The sequence below is a fragment of the Pseudomonas sp. SLBN-26 genome, assembly GCF_006715895.1.
Taxonomy (GTDB): domain Bacteria; phylum Pseudomonadota; class Gammaproteobacteria; order Pseudomonadales; family Pseudomonadaceae; genus Metapseudomonas; species Metapseudomonas otitidis.
Window position 1 is genome coordinate 1734720 of sequence record NZ_VFOB01000001.1, and the last position, 19770, is coordinate 1754489.

Here is a 19770-nt window from a genome sequence, read left to right on the forward strand (position 1 = left end):
GCATGTGTCTGCATGTCGGTTTGCTCCCTGGATTGGGTGGCCACGGCTGCGGCTCCCGGACTAGTCCTGGCTCTTGCGGCGGTAGAAGGGGGTCGCCCCGACACCGCCCGCACGGGGCCGCGATCGCGTGGCAACTTCGGCGTCCAGAAGCTGGCCGGCCAGCGCCTCGGCAGTCATGCCCCGGCGCAGCGCCTCGCGCTCCAGGCGAGCGAGCGTCATCTGGTCCAGCAGCAGATCGAGATCAGGCACAGGGCCTCCTTCGGGCCTTCAGCCCCGCTTCTGCTCGTCGGTAAGCTCGCCTTCGAGCTGCTCCAAGAGATCCAACTGGGTCTTGAGCAACTCGCGGCAGAACGCGGCACGCTGGGCCTTACGGAACCGGGCCCAGCCTTCGATTCGCTCAGCGGTCTCTTCGTCGACGCGGATCTTGATCTCCACGTCGTTGAGGTGTTTCCGGTTTGGATACATGGTCTGGCTCCTACGCAGCTTCGTCTTGCTGCCCGGGCTTCGCCTGTTCAACGAATCGCTCGGGGTAAAGGACATGGATTTCGGTCAGCACACCGTCGAAGACACGGACCAGCTTTTCGGCCATGGAAGGCGAAGCGCGTTGTTCACAGCGCTCAATCCGCGAGAGGTTTCCGGTGTCGATGTGCTCACCCAGGTCCCGCAGGCGCTGAGCAACGTCAGCGAGTCGCCACTGGCGAGCAAGGCGGGCCTTTTTGAGAGGGGTCATGGTCGGTTGCATGGCAATACCCTGTGTGTGTGCCAAGCAATTCTGCGCATAGCGCAGATTTATTTGCAAGAGAATCTGCGCCTGGCGCTTTGCGCGCCACGCAGACGTCGGTGGAAAATCGGGCCATGGACATTGGAAAAATCATTCGAACTGCGCGGAAAGCCAAACGCTGGACGCTCGAAGAACTGGCCTCTCGCGTAGGCTCCGACACCGGCAACCTCTCGCGCTTCGAGAGAGGACAGCAAGGCGCCAGCCAAGAGCTGCTCCAGAAGCTTCTGGCAGAACTCGGCATTACCCTGGCTGATGCTGCGTCGGCCGAACCCTCCGCGAACATTCAACCCACGCTGCAGCCTTCGCGCGCCCCGAAGGAGTACCCTGTTATCAGTTGGGTAGTCGCTGGAGAACGTGCATTGTCTCTCGATGCTTACTCGCCTGGCGTGGCGGAAGAATGGCTCGCCTCCACGGAAAGCGCGGGCCCGCACGGGTACTGGCTGATTGTGAGAGGACCCTCCATGACCAGCCCCTCTCCCCCGTCGTTCCCCGAGGGAACCCCCATCCTGGTGCAGCCAGAAGGCTTTGACCTGGTCAGCGGGAAGTTCTACATCGCGAAGCACCGCGACGGGGAAACCACCTTCAAGCAGTACATATATGACAGCGGCCGCGAGTATCTGGTCCCACTCAACAAAGAGTTCAAACAGGTTGAGATGGATGATCAGTGGGACATCATCGGTCGGGTCATCGACATGAAAGCGCCAAAGGGAGTCCTTTAGGGCGCACCCCTGCCAATATCCAAGAAGCCCAGCCTAGAGCTGGGCTTTTTTTTGCCCTCTTGATCGATAAAGGCCTACCGATATACTGTATATCCATACAGCAAAGGAGAGCCGTTATGGCACGCAAAGCAAGCAATAGTCGCACGCCTACCCCCTATGAAATCCTCGCAAAGCGAGTTCAGCAGCAGATCCTAAGTCCGCTGTCACAGGCCGAGCGACGAGCTTTGATCCAGCGTAATCCCGAAGACGATCAATCTGCCTGGGAACAGCTCCTCGATGAGTTGAGCCAGGAGGAAAGCGTAAAGATGACGCGCCGTGACGATGGAGCTGTACACCTCACCTGGGCAGCACCCACACCTTACTGACCCCCCCTCTCAGACGAGCCCGCCAATCGGCGGGTTTTTTATTGCCTCAAATTCTGCGCTTGACGCAGATTACATTCTGCGCATAATGCAAACCACATTCTGCGCTATGCGCAGATTCGGTGAGAACCGAACGCTCTTTAACAACCTGAACCCCCATGCCGGCTCTGGATACCGGCCTGCTCGAAGCTGCGACGCCCTTCTGGAGGCGACGCGCCGAGGGTTGCTTCGCTAACGCTCCCGGCCTGGACCCGTTGAAAGGGAAGAGTCTCCAGGCATAGCGGACAGGCGCGAAAGCGCTTGCGTTGATGGTTCGTGCCCAGCTGGTGGTGGCCTCGTAACCCCAGCCGCAACACGACTGCAGCGCTCGGCATGCCGGCGCCACGGTTCCCCTGACAGCCAGAAGCAAGACCGCGGGTTGTAGAAGCCCAGTAGGCGAACGCGGAGAGACGAACAACGCAAACCCGGGGTTTCGGCCCCGGGCTGCATTGGTGGGTGATCTGAATGCGCAGGCTGATGCGTCAGCGCGGAGGGAGATGTAGGGGCGGAACTCCCCTGCTAAGTCTGGCCAGCGGATTGACTGAGGTGCCTCCCGTGAAACTGGTATGCCGGAGTTACAGCACCGGCCAGATCACCCAACCCATGCAGCCACACCACGGCACCGAGTAACCCGCAGCCCTGCCGGTAGCAGGGCACCTCCCACCACAACGAAAGGAAATCGACATGCTGCTTCTCACCCGTCGCGTAGGCGAAACCATCGAAATCGGTAACGACATCAAGATCACCGTGACCGGCATCAAGGGCAACCAGGTGCGCATTGGCATCACCGCACCGCCCAGCGTGGCCGTCCACCGCAAGGAGATCGCGGACCGCATCCGCGACGAGGTGAAGCTGGCCAGCTGATCGGCCGGCGCCCGCCAACCAGAGCCCCGCACCAGCGGGGCTTTTCACATCCGCCCCCAGTCGAGAGCACTCGCCCCCGCGCCCAACGGCAGACAGCGGGTCGGTCGAGTGCTGCCCACTGCAGGCGAGCACAGGAGAGCGACATGCGAATCAGCACCGCACAGGCAGCAGCCGAACAGCACGTTTTCGACCAACTGGAGCACCGCGAGCCCGACGCGGTGGACGCCTTCGCGGCCCACTGCGACGACTCGCTGCCGAGCGAACAGACCCTGTCGCTGCTGCGCGCCGTGATCGAGACCGGCGACGCCGCCTGGATCCGCCTGATGGCCCGCATCAAGCCCGAAGCACCGGCCCTGCACTCGGCCCTGGCCGGGATCGTGGACCACATCGAAAAGCACCGTGCCCGGTTCATCGCCGAACAGGCCCAGCAACTGACCCATGGAGAAGCGGCATGAAATACCAAGTCGACCTGATCTACTCGAAGGCCTCTCGCCAGCCCGTCTACAGCGCCACCCTGGAGGCGCCCAGCCAGAGCGTCGCGGTGGCAGAGGTCACGACCTGGGCCCGCCAGGAGGGCTGGAAGGGCGAGCCGATCCGCAACAAGGTCCGCCCGGTCAACGACGTGGAGGACGCGGCATGAAAAACATCCGCTTCCTCTCCCTGCGCGCCGCCATCGAAGCCCTGGCCATGATGGGCATCCGCACGCAAGCCGACTTAGCAGCAATCGGGCTGCAGCTGAAGGAGGTGGGCAATGGCAAATGACCCGAGGGCTCGAACCCGAGGAAAGCTGGTCCCCAAGCCTCCCCTCCCCTACATCAGCCGCCGAGCATTGCGCCGGGTTCGCAACCCGCTGCCAGCCCCGACGCAGTGCCCGTACTGCGACGGCCCCGTCGAGCTGGTTGCCAACGAAGCAATCTACGGCCGCCCGTTTGGCGACTGGCCTTACGCCTACCACTGCGCTCCCTGCGGCGCGATGGTGGGCCTGCACCCAGAAACCGATATCCCCCTTGGCACGCTGGCCAACCGCGACCTGCGCGAGGCAAGGGTCACCAACAAGCAACTCTTCCACCGGATCAAGGAGCAGATGGGGTTCACGCGGTCCAGGGCCTACCTCTGGCTTGCCCGGAAGATGGGGATCGACCCCAACGAGTGCCACTTCGGCTGGTTTGACATCGAGACCTGCAAGAAGGCCGGCGACATCTGCAGAAGGAACCTCAAATGAACAGCCCTCAACGCGAGCGGCGCTTCGCCATCTGGCGTGGCGCCTTCGTCGCCATCCTCGCAATCGTCGGCTGGCTGTTCCTCAACGGCCTGGCAGACCGCATCGCCCCCACCAGTGCGCCGGCGGCGCAATCGAGCCGATAGGAGCATCCCATGGCACAGAGCAAGCAGAACCCCAACATGGCGCTCTGGGAGTCGGTCCAGACGACCGACACAAAGTACACCAAGACCGCGAATCTGGACGGTCGCACGGTCACCAGCATTAACGGCACCTACATCGCAATGCGCGCTACAGAGGTATTCGGGCCGGTCGGTAAGGGCTGGGGCTTCGACATCCTGGTTGACCGCATGGACCAGGGTGCGCCGATCCTCAACAAGGAAGGAGCTGTTATCGGCCACGAACTGATGCACACGATCCTGCTGAAGTTCTGGTACCTCCGGGGCGGCAAGAAGAACTACATCACCCAGTACGGGCACACACCTTTCGTGCGCAAAAGCCAGTACGGCCCCTACACCGACTTCGACGCGCCCAAAAAGAGCGTCACCGACGCCATGAAGAAGTGCCTGTCTCTCGCCGGATTCAGCGCAGACGTGCATCTGGGCATGTTCGACGACCAGACCTACCTGGAAGGTCTGGAACTGAAGAAGCGCCTGGAAGACGCAGGCGATCCCGAGTCGGCAATGGACGAGGTCAAGGAGGAGTTCAAAACCTGGCTCCGCTCCCAGCTCGAAGCGCTGAAGAGAGCCCCGAATCCCAGGGCCCTTGACCTCATGCGCAAGCAGATTGCCGAAAAGGCACGCGCCAAGGCATTGGTCGTCAAGTTCGACCCCGCTGACATCGAAGCACGCATCAACGAGGTTGCCGAAGAGCACCGGCTCAACCTCGCCCCCACTACTCCGGCCTGATTGGGAGAACCGTCATGACCATCCTCAACAACGTTGACCTGGCGACAGGCACTGTCGAAGTCGCTGAATACAGCACCACTGCCGCCGCTTTGGCGGCCCTGCGTGAAAAGTACTTCGTCCTTCCCGATGCCAACACCACCGAGGGCTACGAATTCATTCGCACCGGCATCAAGGAGCTGACGGGCTTGCGCACCAAGCTGGAGGAGGCTCGTAAGCGCGAGAAGGCGCCCTACCTCCAGGCCGGCCAGATCATCGACGCCGAGGCGAAGCGCATCACTGCCGAGCTTGTGCAGCTGGAAGACCCGATGAAGGCAGCCAAGAAGGCAGTAGACGATCGCGTAGAGCGCGAGCGCCAGGAACGTGTCGCCCGCCTGCAGGTGAAAGTGGACGCCATCAAGTCAATGCCTGGCCTGGTCCGTGGCAAGTCCAGCGCCGAGATCAGCGACATGATCGACCGCTGCGGAGAGATCGACACTTCGCACGACTTCTTTGACCTGACCAAGGAGGCAACCGCTGCGCAGCAGGCTGCCCTGGATGAACTGACCCAAATGCTGACCGACCGCCTCGCTTTCGAGGCCTCGGAAAAGCAGCGTGAGGAGCTGGAGGCACAACAAGCAGAGCTCCAGCGCAAGATGGACGAGCAACGCGCCGAGCTTGAGCGCCAGCGCCAGGAACTGGAGCAGCAACGTCGAGAGCTGGCGGCCGCACGCGAGGCCACGGCGCCGGCCGAGGACGTCGAGAAGATCGAGCTGCTGCAGGAGTCCCCTCCCTGCAAGGGCTTCACCACCGCATCCAGCTGGCGCGCCCGCGTCACCGATAAGTCCGCGCTGATCGCCGCGATCGCTGCCGGCTACGGCACCGAAGATCTGCTGATCATCGACCAGGCCGCACTCGATAGCCTGGCCAACGACAAAGGCCCCAGCCTCCAACTGGCCGGCGTCACCGTCGAGAAGATCCCGGCGAAAGCCGCCTGACCCACCCTCCTCCCTCCAAACCATGGCCCTAAGCGGCGCCACACGGTGCCGCTGACGGCCTCCCCATGCCGAGAGAAACCATGACCGCACTTCAGCTGCTCTACACCTTCGACACCGAAACCACCGGCTTCCCCGACTGGAAATCGCCCAGCGAGGCGCCGCACCAGCCGCACCTGGTGGACATCGCTGCACGCCTCTACACCCCGGAGGGCGGCCTGGTCGACTCCTTTGAGGCCCTCATCAGACCCGATGGCTGGGTGATCCCCGATGCAGCAGCGAACGTGCACGGCATCACCACCGAACGCGCCATGGATGAAGGCATTCCCGAAGCGGATGCCCTCGAACAGTTCCTGACCTTCCATCTCCGCGCGCAGATGCGGGTCGCGCACAACCTCAGCTTCGACGACCGCATCCTCCGGATCGCGCTGAAGCGCTACCAGGGTGACGAAGCGGCCGACTCGTTCGCCAATGGCCCCAGCTACTGCACCATGCGCAACAGCACCGACATCGTGCGCATCCCGCCCACCCCGGCCATGCGCGCCGCCAAGCGCTTCCACTTCAAGAGCCCGAGCCTGGGTGAGGCCTACACGCATTTCTTCCAGGAGGAGATGACCGGCGCCCACCGCGCCATGGCGGATGCCGCCGCTTGCGCCCGCGTCTACTTCGCCCTGCAGGGCGTGACGCTGGATGCCCCGCAGGCAGAGGCTCCAGCCCAACCGGTGGAGGCGTAGGCCATGGCACGCGGTGTCAACAAGGTGATCCTCGTCGGCAACGTCGGCGGCGACCCGGAAGTTCGCTACATGCCGAACGGCAACGCTGTCACCACCCTCAACCTCGCCACCGGCGACGTGTGGAAGGACAAGCAGACCGGCCAGCAGAAGGAGCGCACCGAGTGGCACCGCGTGGTGTTCTTCGGCCGCCTCGCCGAGATCGCTGGCGAATACCTGCGCAAGGGCTCCCAGGTCTACGTCGAAGGCAGCCTGCGCACCCGCAAATGGCAGGGTCAGGACGGCCAGGACCGCTACACCACCGAAGTCGTCGTGGACATCACCGGCCAGATGCAGCTGCTCGGCAGCCGGCCGGAGGGCAGCGAGACGCGGCGCCCGCCGCGTGAACAGACCCGGCCAACGACCCACCACCCGCAGCAACCGGCGCCGGACTACGACAGCTTCGACGACGACATCCCCTTCTGACGACCCCGGGAGACCCATCCAATGTGGTTTCGCAACCTGCTGATCTACCGCCTCACCCAAGACGTCCCCTTCGACCCCCAGGCTCTGGAGGCAGCCCTTGCCAGCAAGCCGGCGCGCGCCTGTGAAAGCCAGGAGTGGACGACCTTCGGCTTCGCGCCGCCCCTGGGAAAGGGCACCGACGCCCTGGTCCAAGCCAGTGCCGGCTTCCTGCTGATCTGCGTCCGGCGAGAAGAGCGCATCCTGCCCACCTCCGTAATCAACGAGGAGCTGCGCAAGAAGGTCGACGCGATCGAGGAAAGCCAGCAGCGCAAGGTCTACAAAAAGGAACGCGACCTGCTGAAGGACGAGATCGTCCAGACCCTGCTGCCCCGTGCCTTCACGCGCAAGTCGGCCACCTACGCGGCGATCGCGCCGGCCGAGGGCCTGGTCCTGGTGGACCACACCAGCCCGAAGCGGGCCGAGGACCTGCTCTCGACGCTGCGCGAGGCACTCGGCTCCCTTCCCGTCCGCCCGGTGTCCGTGAAGGTGGCGGCCACCGCCACCCTCACCGACTGGGTGCGCAACCAGAAGGCCGGGACCGACTTCTGGCTCAGCGACGATGCGCTGCTGCGCGACACCGACGAGGTCGGCAGCATCAACGTCAAGCACCAGGACCTGACCAGCGACGAGATCCAGCTGCACATCTCCTCCGGCAAGGCCGTCACCCGCCTGTCCCTCGCCTGGAAGGACAAGCTCTCCTTCGTCCTCGATGAGGGCCTGGTCATTCGCAAGCTCCGCTTCGACGACCTCCTGCAGGAGAAGGCACTCGACGACGCGGGCAAGGACGCCGACGCCCTGTCCCAGCAGATAGCCAGCTTCACGCTGATGATGCTGACCCTCCGCGAATTCATCCCCGCCCTCCTCGACGCCCTGGGCGGTGAGGAAGTGCCCACCGGCATCTGAGCCAGGAGCAGACCATGCCCATCATCAACGGCATCATCCACCACATCGACAAGAAGCCCGACGGTAGCCCCTCCGTGCTGCATCTGGCCGAAACCCCGCTGGGCCCGACTGAAGCCGCCAGCAACCTGCTCACCGACCTGAACGAGGCCTACAACGCCAAGCCCGGCAAGGCCTGGGGTCTGTTCCACGAGGAGTCCGGCGCCTACCCGCTGAGCAGATGGCTGAAGGAGTACCTGGTCGGTGGCCGTGACTTCACCGAATTCAGCCGCGACGCGGCCGAGCACCTCCAGCGCCTGCTGGAAGAGGCGAACCTGGCCACCGGCGGCCACCTCTTCATCGCCCACTACCAGCAGGGCATGACCGACTACCTGCAGGTGGCGGTGCTCCGCTACACCGAGGCCGTGGCCATCGACGCATCGCTGCAGGCGGTACCCGTGCGCTACCTGGACCTGAGCCAGCTCCACATGGCAGCGCGGATCAACCTGTCGGAGTGGCGCAACAACCCGAAGTCCCGCCAGTACATCTCCTTCATCAAGGCGAAGACCGGACGCAAGGCCACCGACTACTTCCGCGACTTCATCGGCTGCCAGGAAGGCGTCGACGCCCCGGGCGAGACCCGCACCCTGCTCAAGGCCTTCAGCGACTTCGTCGAGCAGGGAGACCTGGCCGAAGAACAGGCCCGCGAGAAGACCAAGACCCTGGTGGACTACGCCACCACCCAGGCCAAGCTGGGGAGCGCGATCACCTTGGAGGAGCTGTCTGGCCTGATCGACGAGGACCAGCCCCGGGCCTTCTTCGAGTTCATCCGTAACCGGGACTACGGCCTGTCGCCCGAGATCCCGCCGGACAAGCGCACCCTGAACCAGTTCAAGCGCTTCACCGGCCGCGCCGAAGGGCTCTCGATCAGCTTCGAGGCGCGCTTGCTGGGCTCGTCGGTGGAGTTCGACCAGGGCCGCGACGTGCTGGTGATCCGCAACCTGCCGACCCAGTTGAAAACTCAGCTGCGCAAGGCGGCACCTGACGCACAGTCAGAGCAGCACAGCGCCGAATTGGACTCCTACGCAGGCGTAGGTGACGACCCGCTGCTGAATGAGGCGATCGACTTCGTCCGCGAGACCCGTCGCGCCTCGATCTCGGCCGTGCAACGCAAGCTCGCCATCGGCTACAACCGAGCGGCACGCCTCATCGAGGACATGGAACGCCTGAAGGTGATCAGCCCCATAAGAACCGACGGCTTCCGTGAGGTGCTGGCCCATGCATAGCCGCCATTGCCAACCTGCCCCGCTGAGCGTGGACCCGATCAAGCACCCTCGGCGTGCCGCCGAACAGCACGAGCGCCAGCAGGCCGAGCGCGCACAGGCCCTGTTCAACGCTCGCCTCGCACCTGAGCAGATCCGCCGGCGCCTGCGCATGGGGCCGGTGACCTTCGAGCAGTTCGTGGCCCGCAACGGGCTCCGCGCCAAGGCGTGAACGCTCCCGCATGACCCTGGCCGCCCATGCGGCGGCCTCCTCCCTTCCTTTATCGCGCCGCGTCGGCGGCTCTGGCGTGCGTGCACGCCCATGAGACTGGGGACCCCCATGAACTACAACGACTTCCTGAAGCGCAAGGTATGCGTAGCCCCTTCGCTTGGCTTCGAGGTCGACCAGGCCCTGGTCAACCCTCGCATGAAGCCGCACTGCCAGGCGATCGTGCCCTGGCTCCTGGCTGGCGGGCGGCGCGCGCTGTTCGCGTCCTTCGGCCTGCACAAGACGGTGATCCAGCTCGAAGCGGTTCGCCTGGCGGCCGAGCACGCTGGAGGCCGCGGCCTGATCACCATCCCTCTCGGCGTGCGCCAGGAATTCCGCCGCGACGCTGTCGAGCGCCTGGGATGGGCAGAGCCGCCGCGCTTTATCCGCAGCATCGAGGAAGCCGACGCCACCGGCGTCTACCTGACCAACTACGAGACCGTGCGCGACGGCAAGCTGGACCCCCGCCACTTCGTGGCCACCAGCCTTGACGAAGCGGATTGCCTGCGCGGCTTCGGCGGCAGCAAGACGTTCCGCGAGTTCATGCGCCTGTTCGCTGGCGACGATCGCCAGGCAGGCGTTCGCACCGAGGGCGTCCGGTACCGGTTCGTGGCCACCGCCACGCCGTCACCCAACGACTACATCGAGCTACTTGCCTATGCCGCCTACCTGGGCGTGATGGACGTCGGCGCCGCCAAGACTCGCTTCTTCAAGCGCAACAGCGAGAAGGCCGACCAGCTCACCATCCACCCGCACAAGGAGGAGGAGTTCTGGCTGTGGGTCGCCAGCTGGGCGCTGTTCATCCAGAAGCCCAGCGATCTCGGTTTCAGCGATGACGGGTACCAGTTGCCGGAGCTGGACCTGCACTGGCACGAGCTGCCCAGTGATCACAGCCAGGCCGGTACCGAGAAGGATGGCCAGGGGCGCCTGTTCCGCAACGCGGCGATCGGCGTACAGGACGCATCCAAGGTGAAGCGCGACAGCCTGCCGGATCGAATCGAGCGCCTGCAGCAGATCCGCGCCGAGGCGCCGGCCGCCCACCGGATCATCTGGCACGACCTTGAAGCAGAGCGCCACGCCATCGAGGCCGCGATCCCGGGCGTCGTCAGCGTCTACGGCTCCCAGGTCCTGGACGAGCGCGAGCAGCTGATCGTCGACTTCAGCGACGGAAAATTCCCCGAGCTGGCCGCCAAGCCCGTCATCGCCGGCGCCGGCTGCAACTTCCAGCGGCACTGCCACCAGGCCGTCTTCCTCGGCATCGGCTTCAAGTTCCGCGACTTCATCCAGGCCGTGCACCGTATCCAGCGGTTCGGCCAGCAGCACCGCGTGCGCATCGACCTCATCTACACCGAGGCCGAGCGCGACATCCGCCGCCAGCTCGAACGCAAGTGGCAGCAGCACAACCTGCAGGCAGAACGTATGACCAAGATCATCCGCGACTTCGGCCTGGCGCATGCCGCCATGGCCCAGCAGTTGGCCCGCTCTCTCGGCGTCGAGCGCGTCGAGGCGAAGGGCGAGCACTACACCGTGGTGAACAACGACTGTGTGCTGGAGACCCAGCGCATGCAGAGCGACAGCGTGCACCTGGTCCTGACCAGCATCCCCTTCGGCAACCAGTACGAGTACTCGCCCAGCTACAACGACTTCGGCCACACCGACGACAGCGAGCACTTCTGGTCCCAGATGGACTACCTGATCCCCGAGCTGTACCGAGTACTTCAACCCGGGCGCGTCGCCGCGATCCACGTGAAGGACAGGATCACCCCCAGCGGGATCTCGGGCATGGGCTTCCAGGTGGTGCAGCCCTTCAGCGATGAGTGCGTGGCCGCCTTCCGCAAGCACGGCTTCGGCTTCCTGGCACGCAAGACCATCGTCACCGACGTGGTGCGCGAGAACGCGCAGACCTATCGCCTGGGCTGGACCGAGCAGTGCAAGGACGGCAGCCGCCAGGGCGCGGGCATGCCGGAGTACCTGCTGATCTTCCGCAAGCCCCCGACCGACCGCAGCAACGGCTACGCCGACGTGCCCGTGGTGAAGAGCAAGGAGGCGTATACGCGCCCGCGCTGGCAGTTCGACGCCCACGGGTTCACCCGCTCCAGCGGCAACCGCCCGCTGATGCCGCAGGATCTCGACGGCCTGGACCAGGCCGCGATCTTCCAGCGCTTCAAGGCCCACAGCCTGCAGGAGGTCTACGACTTCCGCCACGACGTGACCATCGCCGAGCACGTGGCCGACTCCGGCTGGCTGCCCAGCAGCTTCATGCTCCTGCAACCGCAGAGCTGGCATCCCGATGTCTGGACCGACATCACTCGAATGCTGACGCTGAACAGCACTCAGGCCGCCAAGGGCCGCGAGCAGCACATCTGCCCGCTCCAGTTCGACATCGTCGACCGCGCGATCGAGCAGTACACGATGCGCGGCGAAGTGGTCTACGACCCCTTCGGCGGCATCGGCACCACCCCCTACCGCGCCGTAAAGCTCGGCCGCTATGGCCGCGCCTGCGAGCTGTCCCCGGCCTACTTCCTGGACATGGCGGCCTACTGCGCCGCGATCTCTCGGGAAATGGCCATGCCTGACCTCTTCTCTTTCCTCGACGCTGAGCAGAAGGAATCCGCTGCATGATCAAGCGCACCCTCTACCACTTCCACTTCTGCTGCGGCCTGGGCGGCGGCGCCAAAGGGTTCAACCGCGCCAAGCCTGTCGTGGGCAACCTGCAGGCGAACTGGGAATGCCTGGGCGGAATCGACGTCGACCTCGCTGGACTGCGCGACTTCGAGCGGCTGGCCGGCGTGCCCGGGACGCTGATGGACCTCTTCACCCGCGACCAGTATGTGCGGTTCCACGGGAATGAGCCGCCGCCCGGCTGGCGCGAAGCGACGCCTGACGACATCCGCCGGGCCGCGCGTGGCCGCCGCCCTGACGCGGTCTTCATCTCCAGCCCCTGCAAGGGCGCCAGCGGGCTGCTGTCGGAGAAGATGAGCCTGACACCTCGCTACCAGGCGTTGAACGAGCTGACGCTGCGATGCGTCTGGCTGATGGGCGAGGCCTGGGCGGATGATCCGGTGCCGCTGATCGTGTTCGAGAACGTCCCGCGCCTGGCCACCCGTGGCCGACACCTGCTGGACCAGATCAACAGCCTGCTGGGCGGGTTCGGCTACGCCGTGGCCGAGACCACCCACGACTGCGGCGAGTTGGGCGGCCTGGCACAGTCCCGGAAAAGGTTCCTGCTGGTGGCACGCCACGTCGAGAAGGTCCCGCCCTTCCTCTACGAGCCGCAGAAGAAGAGCCTGCGCGCCGTGGGCGACATCCTCGGCCGCATGCCTCTGGCGGGTGACATCGCCGCGGCCGGGCCGATGCATCGCGTTCCGTCGCTCCAGTGGAAGACCTGGGTGCGCCTTGCTCTGGTGCGCGCCGGCAGCGACTGGCGCAGCCTCAACGAGCTGGCGATCGAGGATGGCTACCTGCGCGACCTGGTGATTGTGCCGGAGTACCGCAGCGGCTACATGGGCGTGCATGGCTGGGATGACAGCATGGGCACCATTGCCGGCCGCAGCAGCCCTACCAATGGGGCGTTTTCCGTTGCAGATCCGCGCTACGAGGCGTCGGCCCGCTGGAACTACGGCCAGCAGTACGGCGTTCTGAACTGGCGCGAGACCTCCGGCACCATCACCGGGCAGAAGTCGCCTGGGCAAGGGAAGTTCGCGGTGGCCGACCCGCGCGGCCAGAGCTTCGGGAAGTACCCGGTCACCGAGTGGAACGACCACGCCGGCACCGTCATCGCTGCCAGCACCACTGGGCAAGGCGCCTTTGCTGTCGCAGATCCGCGCCCTACCGGGGTGCGCCACAACAACGTGTTCCGCGTCGTCAGCATGGACCAGCACGCGGGCACGGTCACCAGCGGACACGGCCCCAGCTCGGGCGGCCAGGCGGTGGCCGATCCCCGGTACCACAACTGGCACCCCGGCGCGTCGAGCCGGAAGCTGAACGTGGTGCCGTGGACTGGCACCGCCGGTACCGTCACCGGCTCCCAGCAGGTGGCCAGCGGTGCGCTGTCGATCGCTGACCCGCGTGCACTGCATCGCAAGGAGGGCGACGCCTGGGTCGGGGGAGGCCATTACGGCGTGGTGGGCTTCGACCAGTCGGCCGGCGCCGTCTCCGCCAGCGCGCGCTACGACAATGGCCGCTGGAGCGTTGCTGATCCGCGCATGCCGGCGGCGGACGAGCGCCTGACCTGCATCATCCAGTCGCTCGACGGCACCTGGCACCGCCCCTTCACCACCCTGGAGCTGGCCGCCCTGCAGAGCCTGGTGGACCCCGAGGAGCAACTGGTCCTGGACGGGCTCAGCGACAGCGACTGGCGCGAGCGCATCGGCAACGCCGTTCCGCCGGCGGCGGCCGAGGCGATCGCCCACGTCATGGGGACCACCCTGCTGCTGGCCGAGCTGGGCGAGACGTTCATGCTCAGCAGCATGCCGATCTGGGTGCGGCCGGTGGCCGTCGGTCTGAGCGTCGCCTCGCAGGACTCGACGCTGTGAGCTGGTACGAGAGAGCCTGGCAGCACATGCACCAGGTGCACCAGCAGGCCCTGGCCGAAGGCTTGGATGCCATCGCCAGGGCCAGGGCCATCGACGACAGCTACCCGTGGCAGAAGCGCTCAGGCTGGCCCTACAAGGCCTGGCTGAGGGCTCGCCGCGATTTCTTCCCCCGCCACCAACTGCCGACGCCCCGGGCAACGCGCCCAGGGCCTGACCTCTTTTCGGAGTGAGAAATGAGCCGCACGCCTGACATTCTCGAAATTGCCGGGGTTCAGGCCTCGGCCTGCCCCACCCCCGAATTCCGCTTCTTCATCTACGACCCCTCGGGCTACGACTTCATCTACTTCCGGAGCCCCGAGGACCGAGCCACCGCAATCCGTACCATCATCGGCAGCTACAGCGCCGATGATGGCTGGGACGATGAGGTGGAGAACGTCTTTGCCGGAGAGATAACGCATACCTGCGAGAAGACTGCCCTTCAGTTGCGCCCCGACCAGGTAGATGAGGACGGCCTCGACGAAGAGGGCAACTACTGGGCCGAGAGCTGGGCCTATCGATGCGACTATGACTTGTTCGACCTGCTGCCGCAGCAGGCGAAGGATGGTAGCGAGGTGCAGCCATGAAAATGGCCAAGGCAAGCGAGAGCGACATTGAAGCCGCAGGCGAACTGCTGCAGCTGCTCGACGTAATTGACCGGCGCTGGGGTGGCCCCTGCCCCATTGACGCTCCTGACAACCTCTTCGAGTTCCTGGGATACAGCGACTTCGACGCTGATGATCCTGAGCACCTGCAGGTGCTCTACAACCACTTAGCCCGGCTGCTTTGCCGGGCTCCGAATTTTCACGGACGAATCATCGGCGGCATGTGCTACGTCATCCACAACCCGTGCAACGAGATCATCGATCCGGATCTCGACTACCTGGAGCTGCACCCAGTGCTCCGGGGGCTACTGAACAACCTTGCCCCAACGCCCTGAAAGCTCCCGCCTCCTGCAGCAATGTCGGCCACGGCGGGCCGCCCGCTCCGCGACAACTTCCATCCCATGCCAATCCGCCACACCGGGCAGAACGTCCGGGGCGGACCTATTCCGGAGAACGATGAATGAAAACCGCAACCCTGGACGAGTACCGCGACCTGATGAAGGCGCAGGGTGTTCCGCGCGAACACACGGCATTCCGCTGCCCGATGTGCAGCACGGTCCAGTCCGCTGCCGATCTGCTTGCAGCCGGTGCGGGCGACAATCTCGCAGCTGTCGAGCCCTACCTGGCCTTCTCCTGCGTAGGCCGCTTCACCGGCGCCGGCAGCCCCTCGGCGATGAAGGGCCTGGGCAAGGGCTGCAACTGGACTCTCGGGGGTCTCTTCCAGACGCACCAGTTTGAGGTCGTGACGGACGACGGCCGGCACCACCCCATGTTCGAGCCGGTCACCGCTGCAGAAGCGCAGGCCCACATGGAAGCGAAGGGGCTGACCGAGGGCGTCGACAGCGAGGGCGGCAGCTGTGACTAAGTCCGGAATCACATACTACCCCCGCCGGGCGCGCTGCCAGAACTGCACGGAATGCCACAACGACTGCAGCGCGCTGCCCTTCAGCACCATGCCGGTCTACCGGCAGGATGGAACCGATACCATCGTGACCTGCACCGAGTTCCGCCAGGCCAACTACTGCGGATCTCTCCGCAGCGACGTACGGCGAGGCGGCCAGCACCAATGAACGCCCCGATCTACTGCCGCTCCACCGGCCTGCGGGTTGGCACCTGCACCTGCCTCCGCTGTCGCCCGCCGGCTCCTGCGCCGGCCCAGTAACACCGATCCCCTACCCCCATCACCTGACTCTGCGCACTGCGCCGGAGGGAACAACCGTGTCCACGCATAACCACCCCGAAGATCAGGACGCCATCGAGAAGCTGCACTCCTCCTACATGGACGCCCTCTTCGACGCTGCCAACGATCGCCTTATCGAGTTCCAGGACAAGGCCTACCAGATGGGCCGCGCCCGTGGCCGCCTGGATACCTTCGACTTCGCCGCCCACCTGCAGCGCCAGCGCGAATTCAGCGAGCGCACTTTCGGCCCCGGCAGCCGCGCCAAAGGCGTGGTCGACCACATCCGCAAGGAACTCAAGGAGATCGAGGCCAGCCCGGGCGACCTGTCCGAATGGATCGATGTCGTCATCCTGGCCCTGGACGGCGCCTGGCGCTCCGGTGCCACGCCCGCGCAGATCATCGACGCCTTGGTCGCCAAGCAGACGAGGAACGAGGCTCGCACCTGGCCGGACTGGCGCTCTGTACCCCTCGACAAAGCGATCGAGCATGACCGAGCCGAGGATCCCATCGACGACGAGACGTACTTCGTTCACCGCAATGCCGGTAGGAAAGTGTTTGCGAAGCACGGCGAAGTCTTCGTCGATCAGGGAGGGCTGACCAGGGGCTGGGGGAATGGTTGGACCCGCATCAAGGCGACCTCTATCGAACATGCCCTGCAGATCGCTGAGGAGGTGTTGCCGTAATGAAGCGCATCTACCTCTCAGGCCCGATGTCCGGCCTGCCCGACGAGAACCGTCCGGCCTTCAACGCCGAGGCCACTCGCCTGCGCGCCCTGGGCTACCAGGTCGAGAACCCCGCCGAGCTGAACCCGCCCGGCACGCCCCGCCACATCTGCATGAAGGTGGACATCCAGGCGCTGCTGGGCTGCGACACCATCGCCCTGCTCCCTGGTTGGATCGACTCCGCCGGCGCAACTCTGGAGCGTGCCTGCGCCGTCCAGTGCGGCATCCGGACAATCGCCGCCAAGACCATCGCCGAGCCCTGCCAAGCGCCGGCCGAAGCCGCCCTGGAGCAATGACCGTGAACAAGGACCAACACCCAAACGCCGACGATGCATTCGAACCCGAGTTCATGACCTGGTGGGAAAAACACGGCCAGTACTGCCGCTCTGGCGGTGGAGATTACGAGCGGTCGTTTGCGTTCGAGGCCTGGCGCCACCTCTATCCGAAGCTGATGCAGGCCCGCGCCGCGCGCTCCGCCCCGCATGCTGACGGTATGGCCGATGCTTACGTCGGCGCGCGTGAGGACCTGGCTATCTGGAAGCACCGCGCATTGGAGGCCGAACAGAAGGTGCGCGTGCTGGATCAACGTATCGATCAGCTCGTGCTGGAAGCCCAGGGCGAAACCCGCATGGGCGAGCCGCACATAGCCCCGCCTGCTGCTGTGCCGGCCGAGTTGACCAACGTCCGTTGCATGTGCGGCGACGAGTACCCGCACGACAGCTACGGCGCTGGGTTCATTGCGGGCTCTGGCATGTGCGAGAACTGCGATGCAGCTATCCCGGCAAAAGAGCCGCCTGCTGCTGGGGTGCCGGAGGGGTGGCAGCCGATGGAGACCGCACCCAAGGACGGAACGCTGCTGCGCCTGCTGGTCGAGTTCGAAGATCACCCCATCGACGATGGAGCTGGGCCGTTCGCCACTGTCGGCACCAACTACCGGGACAACACGGGCGAAGACGCCTGGCAGATCGTGGGATGGTGCTGGGAACAGGATCGATTCATCGACGGCGTTGGCACGCCTATCGGGTGGCTTCCGATGCTCGCCGCCACCCCCACCCCGCCTGCATCCGAACAGCAGAGGGCTGTCTTCGCCATCCCAGACATGGATGAGCACCTGCTCCAGATACTGGGCCGTCCCAATTTCCGGTGCGCCCATATCGCGCAGGTTCTGCGGCTCGACGGTGCGGAGATCAGGAGGAAGGCCGAGGACGAGCAGGCAGTCGTTATTCACTGGATGCTGACCCTATACCTGGCCCATGGAGCCAAATGGTGGGAAGTCGCGACCGAGGAGGTCAAACGCATCCAGTCCGAGCATATGGCCAAGGGCGAGGGGGTGTGAGATGGCCGGACCACCGATTGAACCCCAGGAATACCTCTACGGCCCGACGGTCGTGCAGATCGAGGATCTTCGCGTCGCCCGAGGTCTGACCAGGCGCCCGCTGTCGTCATGCCGGCATCGCCAGCTGGTCTACGACGACAAAGAGCGCCGCGTCTGGTGCCAGGACTGCGAGCAGGAAGTGGAAAGCTTCGACGCGTTCCTGTCCGTGGTTGGCGTATTCCAGCGGGCGAAAGCCGAGATTGATCGCCGCCGACGGGAGCTGGAAGAGGTCGAGAAGTTCAGGATCGTCAGCCGGGCCGCGAAGGCCATGGATGCAGCATGGCGCAAGCGTGACACAGCGCCGCTCTGCCCTCACTGCATGACGGCAATCCTCCCCGAAGACGTGGCAAAGGGTGTTGCCGAGTGCTCCCGGAGCCTCGCACAGGCGCGCCGCAAGAAGCCCACCAAGTAACCCCCATCCCATAGCAACCCGCCGGCCATGCCGGCGGGATGGAGGCATTCATGTCCGAGGTATCCGAGTTCCTCACGGAGGACGAAATGCGCGCCATGATCGGCGCAACCTGGCCCAGCCGGCAGATCCAGTGGCTGGAGCGCCACCAGTGGAGGTTCGAAGTGAACGCCGCTGGCCGCCCCATTGTGGGGCGCGTCTACGCGCGCCTGCGCCTGGCCGGCGTGAAGCCGGACCAGAAGAACATCACGGCAGATCCGTGGGTGCTTGACATGTCAAACGTGAATTGAAATGCGACCGAAAGATCCGACGAACCGAGACCTGCCACCACGGATGGTGCGCAGGGTCCGAAAGCTGAAAAGCGGGAAAGTGTGGGTTGGCTACTACTACAACGGGAGGGACGAGAACGGCAGGCGGAAAGAGATCCCGCTGGGGAGTGATCTGGACGAGGCAAGGGTCGAATGGGCGCGGCTGTCGCGCCAGGCAGCGCCTAAGCCGAAGCACCTCATGGGGGCCATGTTCGACCGGTACGAGCGGGAAATCATCCCTACCAAGGCGCCCAGGACCCAGAGCGACAACCTGAAAGAGCTGGTGCGCCTACGCGCCGCTTTCGAGAATGCGCCGATCGACGCGATTACGCCGGCGATTGTCGCCCAGTACCGAGACGGCAGGACGGCCAAAACACGGGCCAACCGCGAGATCGCCCTGCTCTCCCATGTGTTCACGATTGCCCGGGAATGGGGGCTCACGGATCGTGAAAACCCCTGCTCCAGGGTGCGACGGAACAAGGAAAAGGTCCGCGACTACTATGCCACCGACCAGGTGTGGGACGCCGTCTACGCCCTCGCGGTGCAGGAGCTGCGCGACGCCATGGACCTCGCCTACTTGACCGGCCAGCGCCCGGCCGACTCCATCAAGCCAACGAAATTCGACATCACCGACGACTACATGCTGGTGGCCCAGGGGAAAACCGGGAAAAAACTGCGTATCAAGCTGCGGGACGGCGAGGAGTTGACGGGGCTGGGGCGCTTCTTGGAGGGGCTGATGGCCAGGCGCGAGCAGGCCGGCATCCGTAACAGCACGCTGATCACCAACCCTGCAGGTCTGCGCTTGAGCTACGCGATGTTGCGGAATCGCTGGGACGAGGCGCGGGCGAAGGCTGCCAAGGCCGCCGAGGAAAAGGGAGACCGGGCGCTTGCAGCTCGGATCCGGGAATTCCAGTTCCGAGACATCCGGCCGAAGGCGGCAACGGAAATTGAGGACATCGGCGAGGCCAGCAAGCTGCTGGGCCACTCGAAAGAGGAGACGACAAAGCGCGTATATCGCCGCGTTGGTGAGGTGGTGAAGCCCACCAAGTGACGCTTGGTTGCGGAAATGATCCGTTGTAGTTGCGGAAACTAT

At 64.9% G+C, this 19770-nt stretch carries 29 protein-coding genes and 2 pseudogenes; 28 read left to right on the plus strand and 3 right to left on the minus strand.

The genetic code is table 11. The annotated features are described in order from the left end of the window. Positions 1-60 precede the first annotated feature (60 nt). From FBY21_RS07905 to FBY21_RS07915, 3 genes are read right to left on the minus strand one after another with little or no spacing between them, the layout of a single operon-like run. Positions 61-249, minus strand: a complete 189-nt coding sequence (locus tag FBY21_RS07905; protein ID WP_069561037.1) for a hypothetical protein — start codon at positions 247-249, stop codon at positions 61-63. Between the two features lie 18 nt (positions 250-267). Further along, the gene (locus FBY21_RS07910) at positions 268-465 is read right to left on the minus strand and encodes a hypothetical protein (RefSeq protein WP_142010069.1); all 198 of its coding nucleotides are present in this window, start codon (positions 463-465) and stop codon (positions 268-270) included. A 10-nt stretch (positions 466-475) separates the two neighbouring features. Next, entirely contained in the window at positions 476-742 is a 267-nt protein-coding gene (locus FBY21_RS07915; RefSeq protein WP_253543677.1) for a helix-turn-helix domain-containing protein, read from the minus strand. A gap of 113 nt (positions 743-855) precedes the next feature. On the opposite strand from FBY21_RS07915, the gene FBY21_RS07920 reads away from it, so the two are divergent. From FBY21_RS07920 to FBY21_RS08040, 28 genes and pseudogenes are all read left to right on the plus strand, one after another. Further along, a complete protein-coding gene (locus FBY21_RS07920) occupies positions 856-1500 on the plus strand; it encodes a helix-turn-helix domain-containing protein (RefSeq protein ID WP_142010071.1) in 645 nt (214 codons plus the stop codon). A 116-nt stretch (positions 1501-1616) separates the two neighbouring features. Further along, positions 1617-1865: a DUF1654 domain-containing protein gene (locus tag FBY21_RS07925; protein ID WP_142010073.1), complete on the plus strand. Its 249-nt coding sequence runs from the start codon at positions 1617-1619 to the stop codon at positions 1863-1865. Between the two features lie 720 nt (positions 1866-2585). After that, positions 2586-2765 (plus strand): carbon storage regulator CsrA, encoded by a 180-nt coding sequence (gene csrA, locus FBY21_RS07930; RefSeq protein ID WP_142010076.1) that lies wholly within the window; start codon positions 2586-2588, stop codon positions 2763-2765. A gap of 143 nt (positions 2766-2908) precedes the next feature. After that, positions 2909-3220 (plus strand): hypothetical protein, encoded by a 312-nt coding sequence (locus FBY21_RS07935; RefSeq protein ID WP_142010079.1) that lies wholly within the window; start codon positions 2909-2911, stop codon positions 3218-3220. Beyond that, positions 3217-3405 carry a hypothetical protein gene (locus tag FBY21_RS07940; RefSeq protein WP_142010082.1) on the plus strand — a complete coding sequence of 63 codons (189 nt, stop codon included), beginning with the start codon at positions 3217-3219 and terminating at the stop codon, positions 3403-3405. The genes FBY21_RS07935 and FBY21_RS07940 overlap by 4 nt, the downstream gene beginning before the upstream one ends. Next, entirely contained in the window at positions 3402-3527 is a 126-nt protein-coding gene (locus FBY21_RS29875) for a hypothetical protein (RefSeq protein ID WP_260845191.1), read from the plus strand. Before FBY21_RS07940 ends, FBY21_RS29875 begins: the two co-directional genes overlap by 4 nt. Then, positions 3517-3987, plus strand: coding sequence for a zinc-finger-containing protein (locus FBY21_RS07945; RefSeq protein ID WP_142010085.1), 471 nt, complete (start codon positions 3517-3519; stop codon positions 3985-3987). Before FBY21_RS29875 ends, FBY21_RS07945 begins: the two co-directional genes overlap by 11 nt. Then, positions 3984-4130: a hypothetical protein gene (locus FBY21_RS29535; protein WP_170832288.1), complete on the plus strand. Its 147-nt coding sequence runs from the start codon at positions 3984-3986 to the stop codon at positions 4128-4130. Before FBY21_RS07945 ends, FBY21_RS29535 begins: the two co-directional genes overlap by 4 nt. A 9-nt stretch (positions 4131-4139) precedes the next feature. Next, the gene (locus tag FBY21_RS07950; protein ID WP_069564777.1) at positions 4140-4892 is read left to right on the plus strand and encodes a hypothetical protein; all 753 of its coding nucleotides are present in this window, start codon (positions 4140-4142) and stop codon (positions 4890-4892) included. Positions 4893-4906: 14 nt separating this feature from the next. Then, positions 4907-5866, plus strand: coding sequence for a hypothetical protein (locus FBY21_RS07955; protein WP_142010087.1), 960 nt, complete (start codon positions 4907-4909; stop codon positions 5864-5866). Between the two features lie 80 nt (positions 5867-5946). Beyond that, complete coding sequence (locus tag FBY21_RS07960; RefSeq protein WP_142010098.1) at positions 5947-6597, plus strand: 3'-5' exonuclease; 651 nt, start codon at positions 5947-5949, stop codon at positions 6595-6597. 3 nt (positions 6598-6600) lie between these two features. Beyond that, a complete protein-coding gene (gene ssb, locus FBY21_RS07965) occupies positions 6601-7059 on the plus strand; it encodes a single-stranded DNA-binding protein (protein WP_142010101.1) in 459 nt (152 codons plus the stop codon). Between the two features lie 21 nt (positions 7060-7080). After that, entirely contained in the window at positions 7081-8001 is a 921-nt protein-coding gene (gene rdgC / locus FBY21_RS07970) for a recombination-associated protein RdgC (RefSeq protein ID WP_142010104.1), read from the plus strand. 14 nt (positions 8002-8015) lie between these two features. Continuing rightward, positions 8016-9011 (plus strand): annotated as a pseudogene (yejK, locus tag FBY21_RS07975) (nucleoid-associated protein YejK); the annotation flags it as partial. Positions 9012-9065: 54 nt separating this feature from the next. Further along, positions 9066-9263: pseudogene (locus tag FBY21_RS29880) on the plus strand (DNA translocase FtsK); the annotation flags it as partial. Continuing rightward, complete coding sequence (locus tag FBY21_RS07980) at positions 9256-9471, plus strand: hypothetical protein (protein ID WP_142010106.1); 216 nt, start codon at positions 9256-9258, stop codon at positions 9469-9471. The pseudogene FBY21_RS29880 and the gene FBY21_RS07980, both read left to right, overlap by 8 nt. 108 nt (positions 9472-9579) lie before the next feature. Further along, positions 9580-12129 (plus strand): DNA methyltransferase, encoded by a 2550-nt coding sequence (locus FBY21_RS07985; protein WP_142010108.1) that lies wholly within the window; start codon positions 9580-9582, stop codon positions 12127-12129. Then, complete coding sequence (locus FBY21_RS07990; protein ID WP_142010110.1) at positions 12126-14042, plus strand: DNA cytosine methyltransferase; 1917 nt, start codon at positions 12126-12128, stop codon at positions 14040-14042. Before FBY21_RS07985 ends, FBY21_RS07990 begins: the two co-directional genes overlap by 4 nt. Next, positions 14039-14272: a hypothetical protein gene (locus FBY21_RS07995; RefSeq protein ID WP_142010112.1), complete on the plus strand. Its 234-nt coding sequence runs from the start codon at positions 14039-14041 to the stop codon at positions 14270-14272. Before FBY21_RS07990 ends, FBY21_RS07995 begins: the two co-directional genes overlap by 4 nt. A 3-nt stretch (positions 14273-14275) precedes the next feature. Next, complete coding sequence (locus FBY21_RS08000; RefSeq protein ID WP_142010114.1) at positions 14276-14665, plus strand: hypothetical protein; 390 nt, start codon at positions 14276-14278, stop codon at positions 14663-14665. Continuing rightward, complete coding sequence (locus FBY21_RS08005) at positions 14662-15018, plus strand: hypothetical protein (protein ID WP_142010117.1); 357 nt, start codon at positions 14662-14664, stop codon at positions 15016-15018. The genes FBY21_RS08000 and FBY21_RS08005 overlap by 4 nt, the downstream gene beginning before the upstream one ends. 125 nt (positions 15019-15143) lie before the next feature. Beyond that, positions 15144-15548 (plus strand): VVA0879 family protein, encoded by a 405-nt coding sequence (locus FBY21_RS08010; protein WP_142010119.1) that lies wholly within the window; start codon positions 15144-15146, stop codon positions 15546-15548. A 353-nt stretch (positions 15549-15901) separates the two neighbouring features. After that, positions 15902-16546, plus strand: a complete 645-nt coding sequence (locus FBY21_RS08015) for a dATP/dGTP pyrophosphohydrolase domain-containing protein (RefSeq protein WP_253543679.1) — start codon at positions 15902-15904, stop codon at positions 16544-16546. Continuing rightward, positions 16546-16881: a DUF4406 domain-containing protein gene (locus FBY21_RS08020; protein ID WP_142010121.1), complete on the plus strand. Its 336-nt coding sequence runs from the start codon at positions 16546-16548 to the stop codon at positions 16879-16881. Before FBY21_RS08015 ends, FBY21_RS08020 begins: the two co-directional genes overlap by 1 nt. 2 nt (positions 16882-16883) lie before the next feature. Beyond that, on the plus strand, positions 16884-17921 hold the full coding sequence (locus FBY21_RS08025) for a hypothetical protein (RefSeq protein WP_142010123.1): 1038 nt from the start codon (positions 16884-16886) through the stop codon (positions 17919-17921). Position 17922: 1 nt separating this feature from the next. After that, on the plus strand, positions 17923-18372 hold the full coding sequence (locus tag FBY21_RS08030; RefSeq protein ID WP_142010125.1) for a hypothetical protein: 450 nt from the start codon (positions 17923-17925) through the stop codon (positions 18370-18372). Positions 18373-18422: 50 nt separating this feature from the next. Next, positions 18423-18659, plus strand: a complete 237-nt coding sequence (locus tag FBY21_RS08035; RefSeq protein ID WP_174244720.1) for a DUF4224 domain-containing protein — start codon at positions 18423-18425, stop codon at positions 18657-18659. Position 18660: 1 nt separating this feature from the next. After that, a complete protein-coding gene (locus FBY21_RS08040) occupies positions 18661-19728 on the plus strand; it encodes a tyrosine-type recombinase/integrase (protein WP_142010129.1) in 1068 nt (355 codons plus the stop codon). Positions 19729-19770 lie beyond the last annotated feature (42 nt).

Excerpts from the sequence above, each read along its gene's own strand:
- FBY21_RS07910 (WP_142010069.1), bottom strand. The coding sequence starts at position 465 with ATGTATCCAAACCGGAAACACCTCAACGACGTGGAGATCAAGATCCGC.
- FBY21_RS07915 (WP_253543677.1), bottom strand. The coding sequence starts at position 742 with ATGCAACCGACCATGACCCCTCTCAAAAAGGCCCGCCTTGCTCGCCAG.
- FBY21_RS07920 (WP_142010071.1), top strand. The coding sequence starts at position 856 with ATGGACATTGGAAAAATCATTCGAACTGCGCGGAAAGCCAAACGCTGG.
- FBY21_RS07925 (WP_142010073.1), top strand. The coding sequence starts at position 1,617 with ATGGCACGCAAAGCAAGCAATAGTCGCACGCCTACCCCCTATGAAATC.
- csrA (WP_142010076.1), top strand. The coding sequence starts at position 2,586 with ATGCTGCTTCTCACCCGTCGCGTAGGCGAAACCATCGAAATCGGTAAC.
- FBY21_RS07935 (WP_142010079.1), top strand. The coding sequence starts at position 2,909 with ATGCGAATCAGCACCGCACAGGCAGCAGCCGAACAGCACGTTTTCGAC.
- FBY21_RS07940 (WP_142010082.1), top strand. The coding sequence starts at position 3,217 with ATGAAATACCAAGTCGACCTGATCTACTCGAAGGCCTCTCGCCAGCCC.
- FBY21_RS29875 (WP_260845191.1), top strand. The coding sequence starts at position 3,402 with ATGAAAAACATCCGCTTCCTCTCCCTGCGCGCCGCCATCGAAGCCCTG.
- FBY21_RS07945 (WP_142010085.1), top strand. The coding sequence starts at position 3,517 with ATGGCAAATGACCCGAGGGCTCGAACCCGAGGAAAGCTGGTCCCCAAG.
- FBY21_RS29535 (WP_170832288.1), top strand. The coding sequence starts at position 3,984 with ATGAACAGCCCTCAACGCGAGCGGCGCTTCGCCATCTGGCGTGGCGCC.
- FBY21_RS07950 (WP_069564777.1), top strand. The coding sequence starts at position 4,140 with ATGGCACAGAGCAAGCAGAACCCCAACATGGCGCTCTGGGAGTCGGTC.
- FBY21_RS07955 (WP_142010087.1), top strand. The coding sequence starts at position 4,907 with ATGACCATCCTCAACAACGTTGACCTGGCGACAGGCACTGTCGAAGTC.
- FBY21_RS07960 (WP_142010098.1), top strand. The coding sequence starts at position 5,947 with ATGACCGCACTTCAGCTGCTCTACACCTTCGACACCGAAACCACCGGC.
- ssb (WP_142010101.1), top strand. The coding sequence starts at position 6,601 with ATGGCACGCGGTGTCAACAAGGTGATCCTCGTCGGCAACGTCGGCGGC.
- rdgC (WP_142010104.1), top strand. The coding sequence starts at position 7,081 with ATGTGGTTTCGCAACCTGCTGATCTACCGCCTCACCCAAGACGTCCCC.
- FBY21_RS07980 (WP_142010106.1), top strand. The coding sequence starts at position 9,256 with ATGCATAGCCGCCATTGCCAACCTGCCCCGCTGAGCGTGGACCCGATC.
- FBY21_RS07985 (WP_142010108.1), top strand. The coding sequence starts at position 9,580 with ATGAACTACAACGACTTCCTGAAGCGCAAGGTATGCGTAGCCCCTTCG.
- FBY21_RS07990 (WP_142010110.1), top strand. The coding sequence starts at position 12,126 with ATGATCAAGCGCACCCTCTACCACTTCCACTTCTGCTGCGGCCTGGGC.
- FBY21_RS08000 (WP_142010114.1), top strand. The coding sequence starts at position 14,276 with ATGAGCCGCACGCCTGACATTCTCGAAATTGCCGGGGTTCAGGCCTCG.
- FBY21_RS08005 (WP_142010117.1), top strand. The coding sequence starts at position 14,662 with ATGAAAATGGCCAAGGCAAGCGAGAGCGACATTGAAGCCGCAGGCGAA.
- FBY21_RS08010 (WP_142010119.1), top strand. The coding sequence starts at position 15,144 with ATGAAAACCGCAACCCTGGACGAGTACCGCGACCTGATGAAGGCGCAG.
- FBY21_RS08020 (WP_142010121.1), top strand. The coding sequence starts at position 16,546 with ATGAAGCGCATCTACCTCTCAGGCCCGATGTCCGGCCTGCCCGACGAG.
- FBY21_RS08030 (WP_142010125.1), top strand. The coding sequence starts at position 17,923 with ATGGCCGGACCACCGATTGAACCCCAGGAATACCTCTACGGCCCGACG.
- FBY21_RS08035 (WP_174244720.1), top strand. The coding sequence starts at position 18,423 with ATGTCCGAGGTATCCGAGTTCCTCACGGAGGACGAAATGCGCGCCATG.
- FBY21_RS08040 (WP_142010129.1), top strand. The coding sequence starts at position 18,661 with ATGCGACCGAAAGATCCGACGAACCGAGACCTGCCACCACGGATGGTG.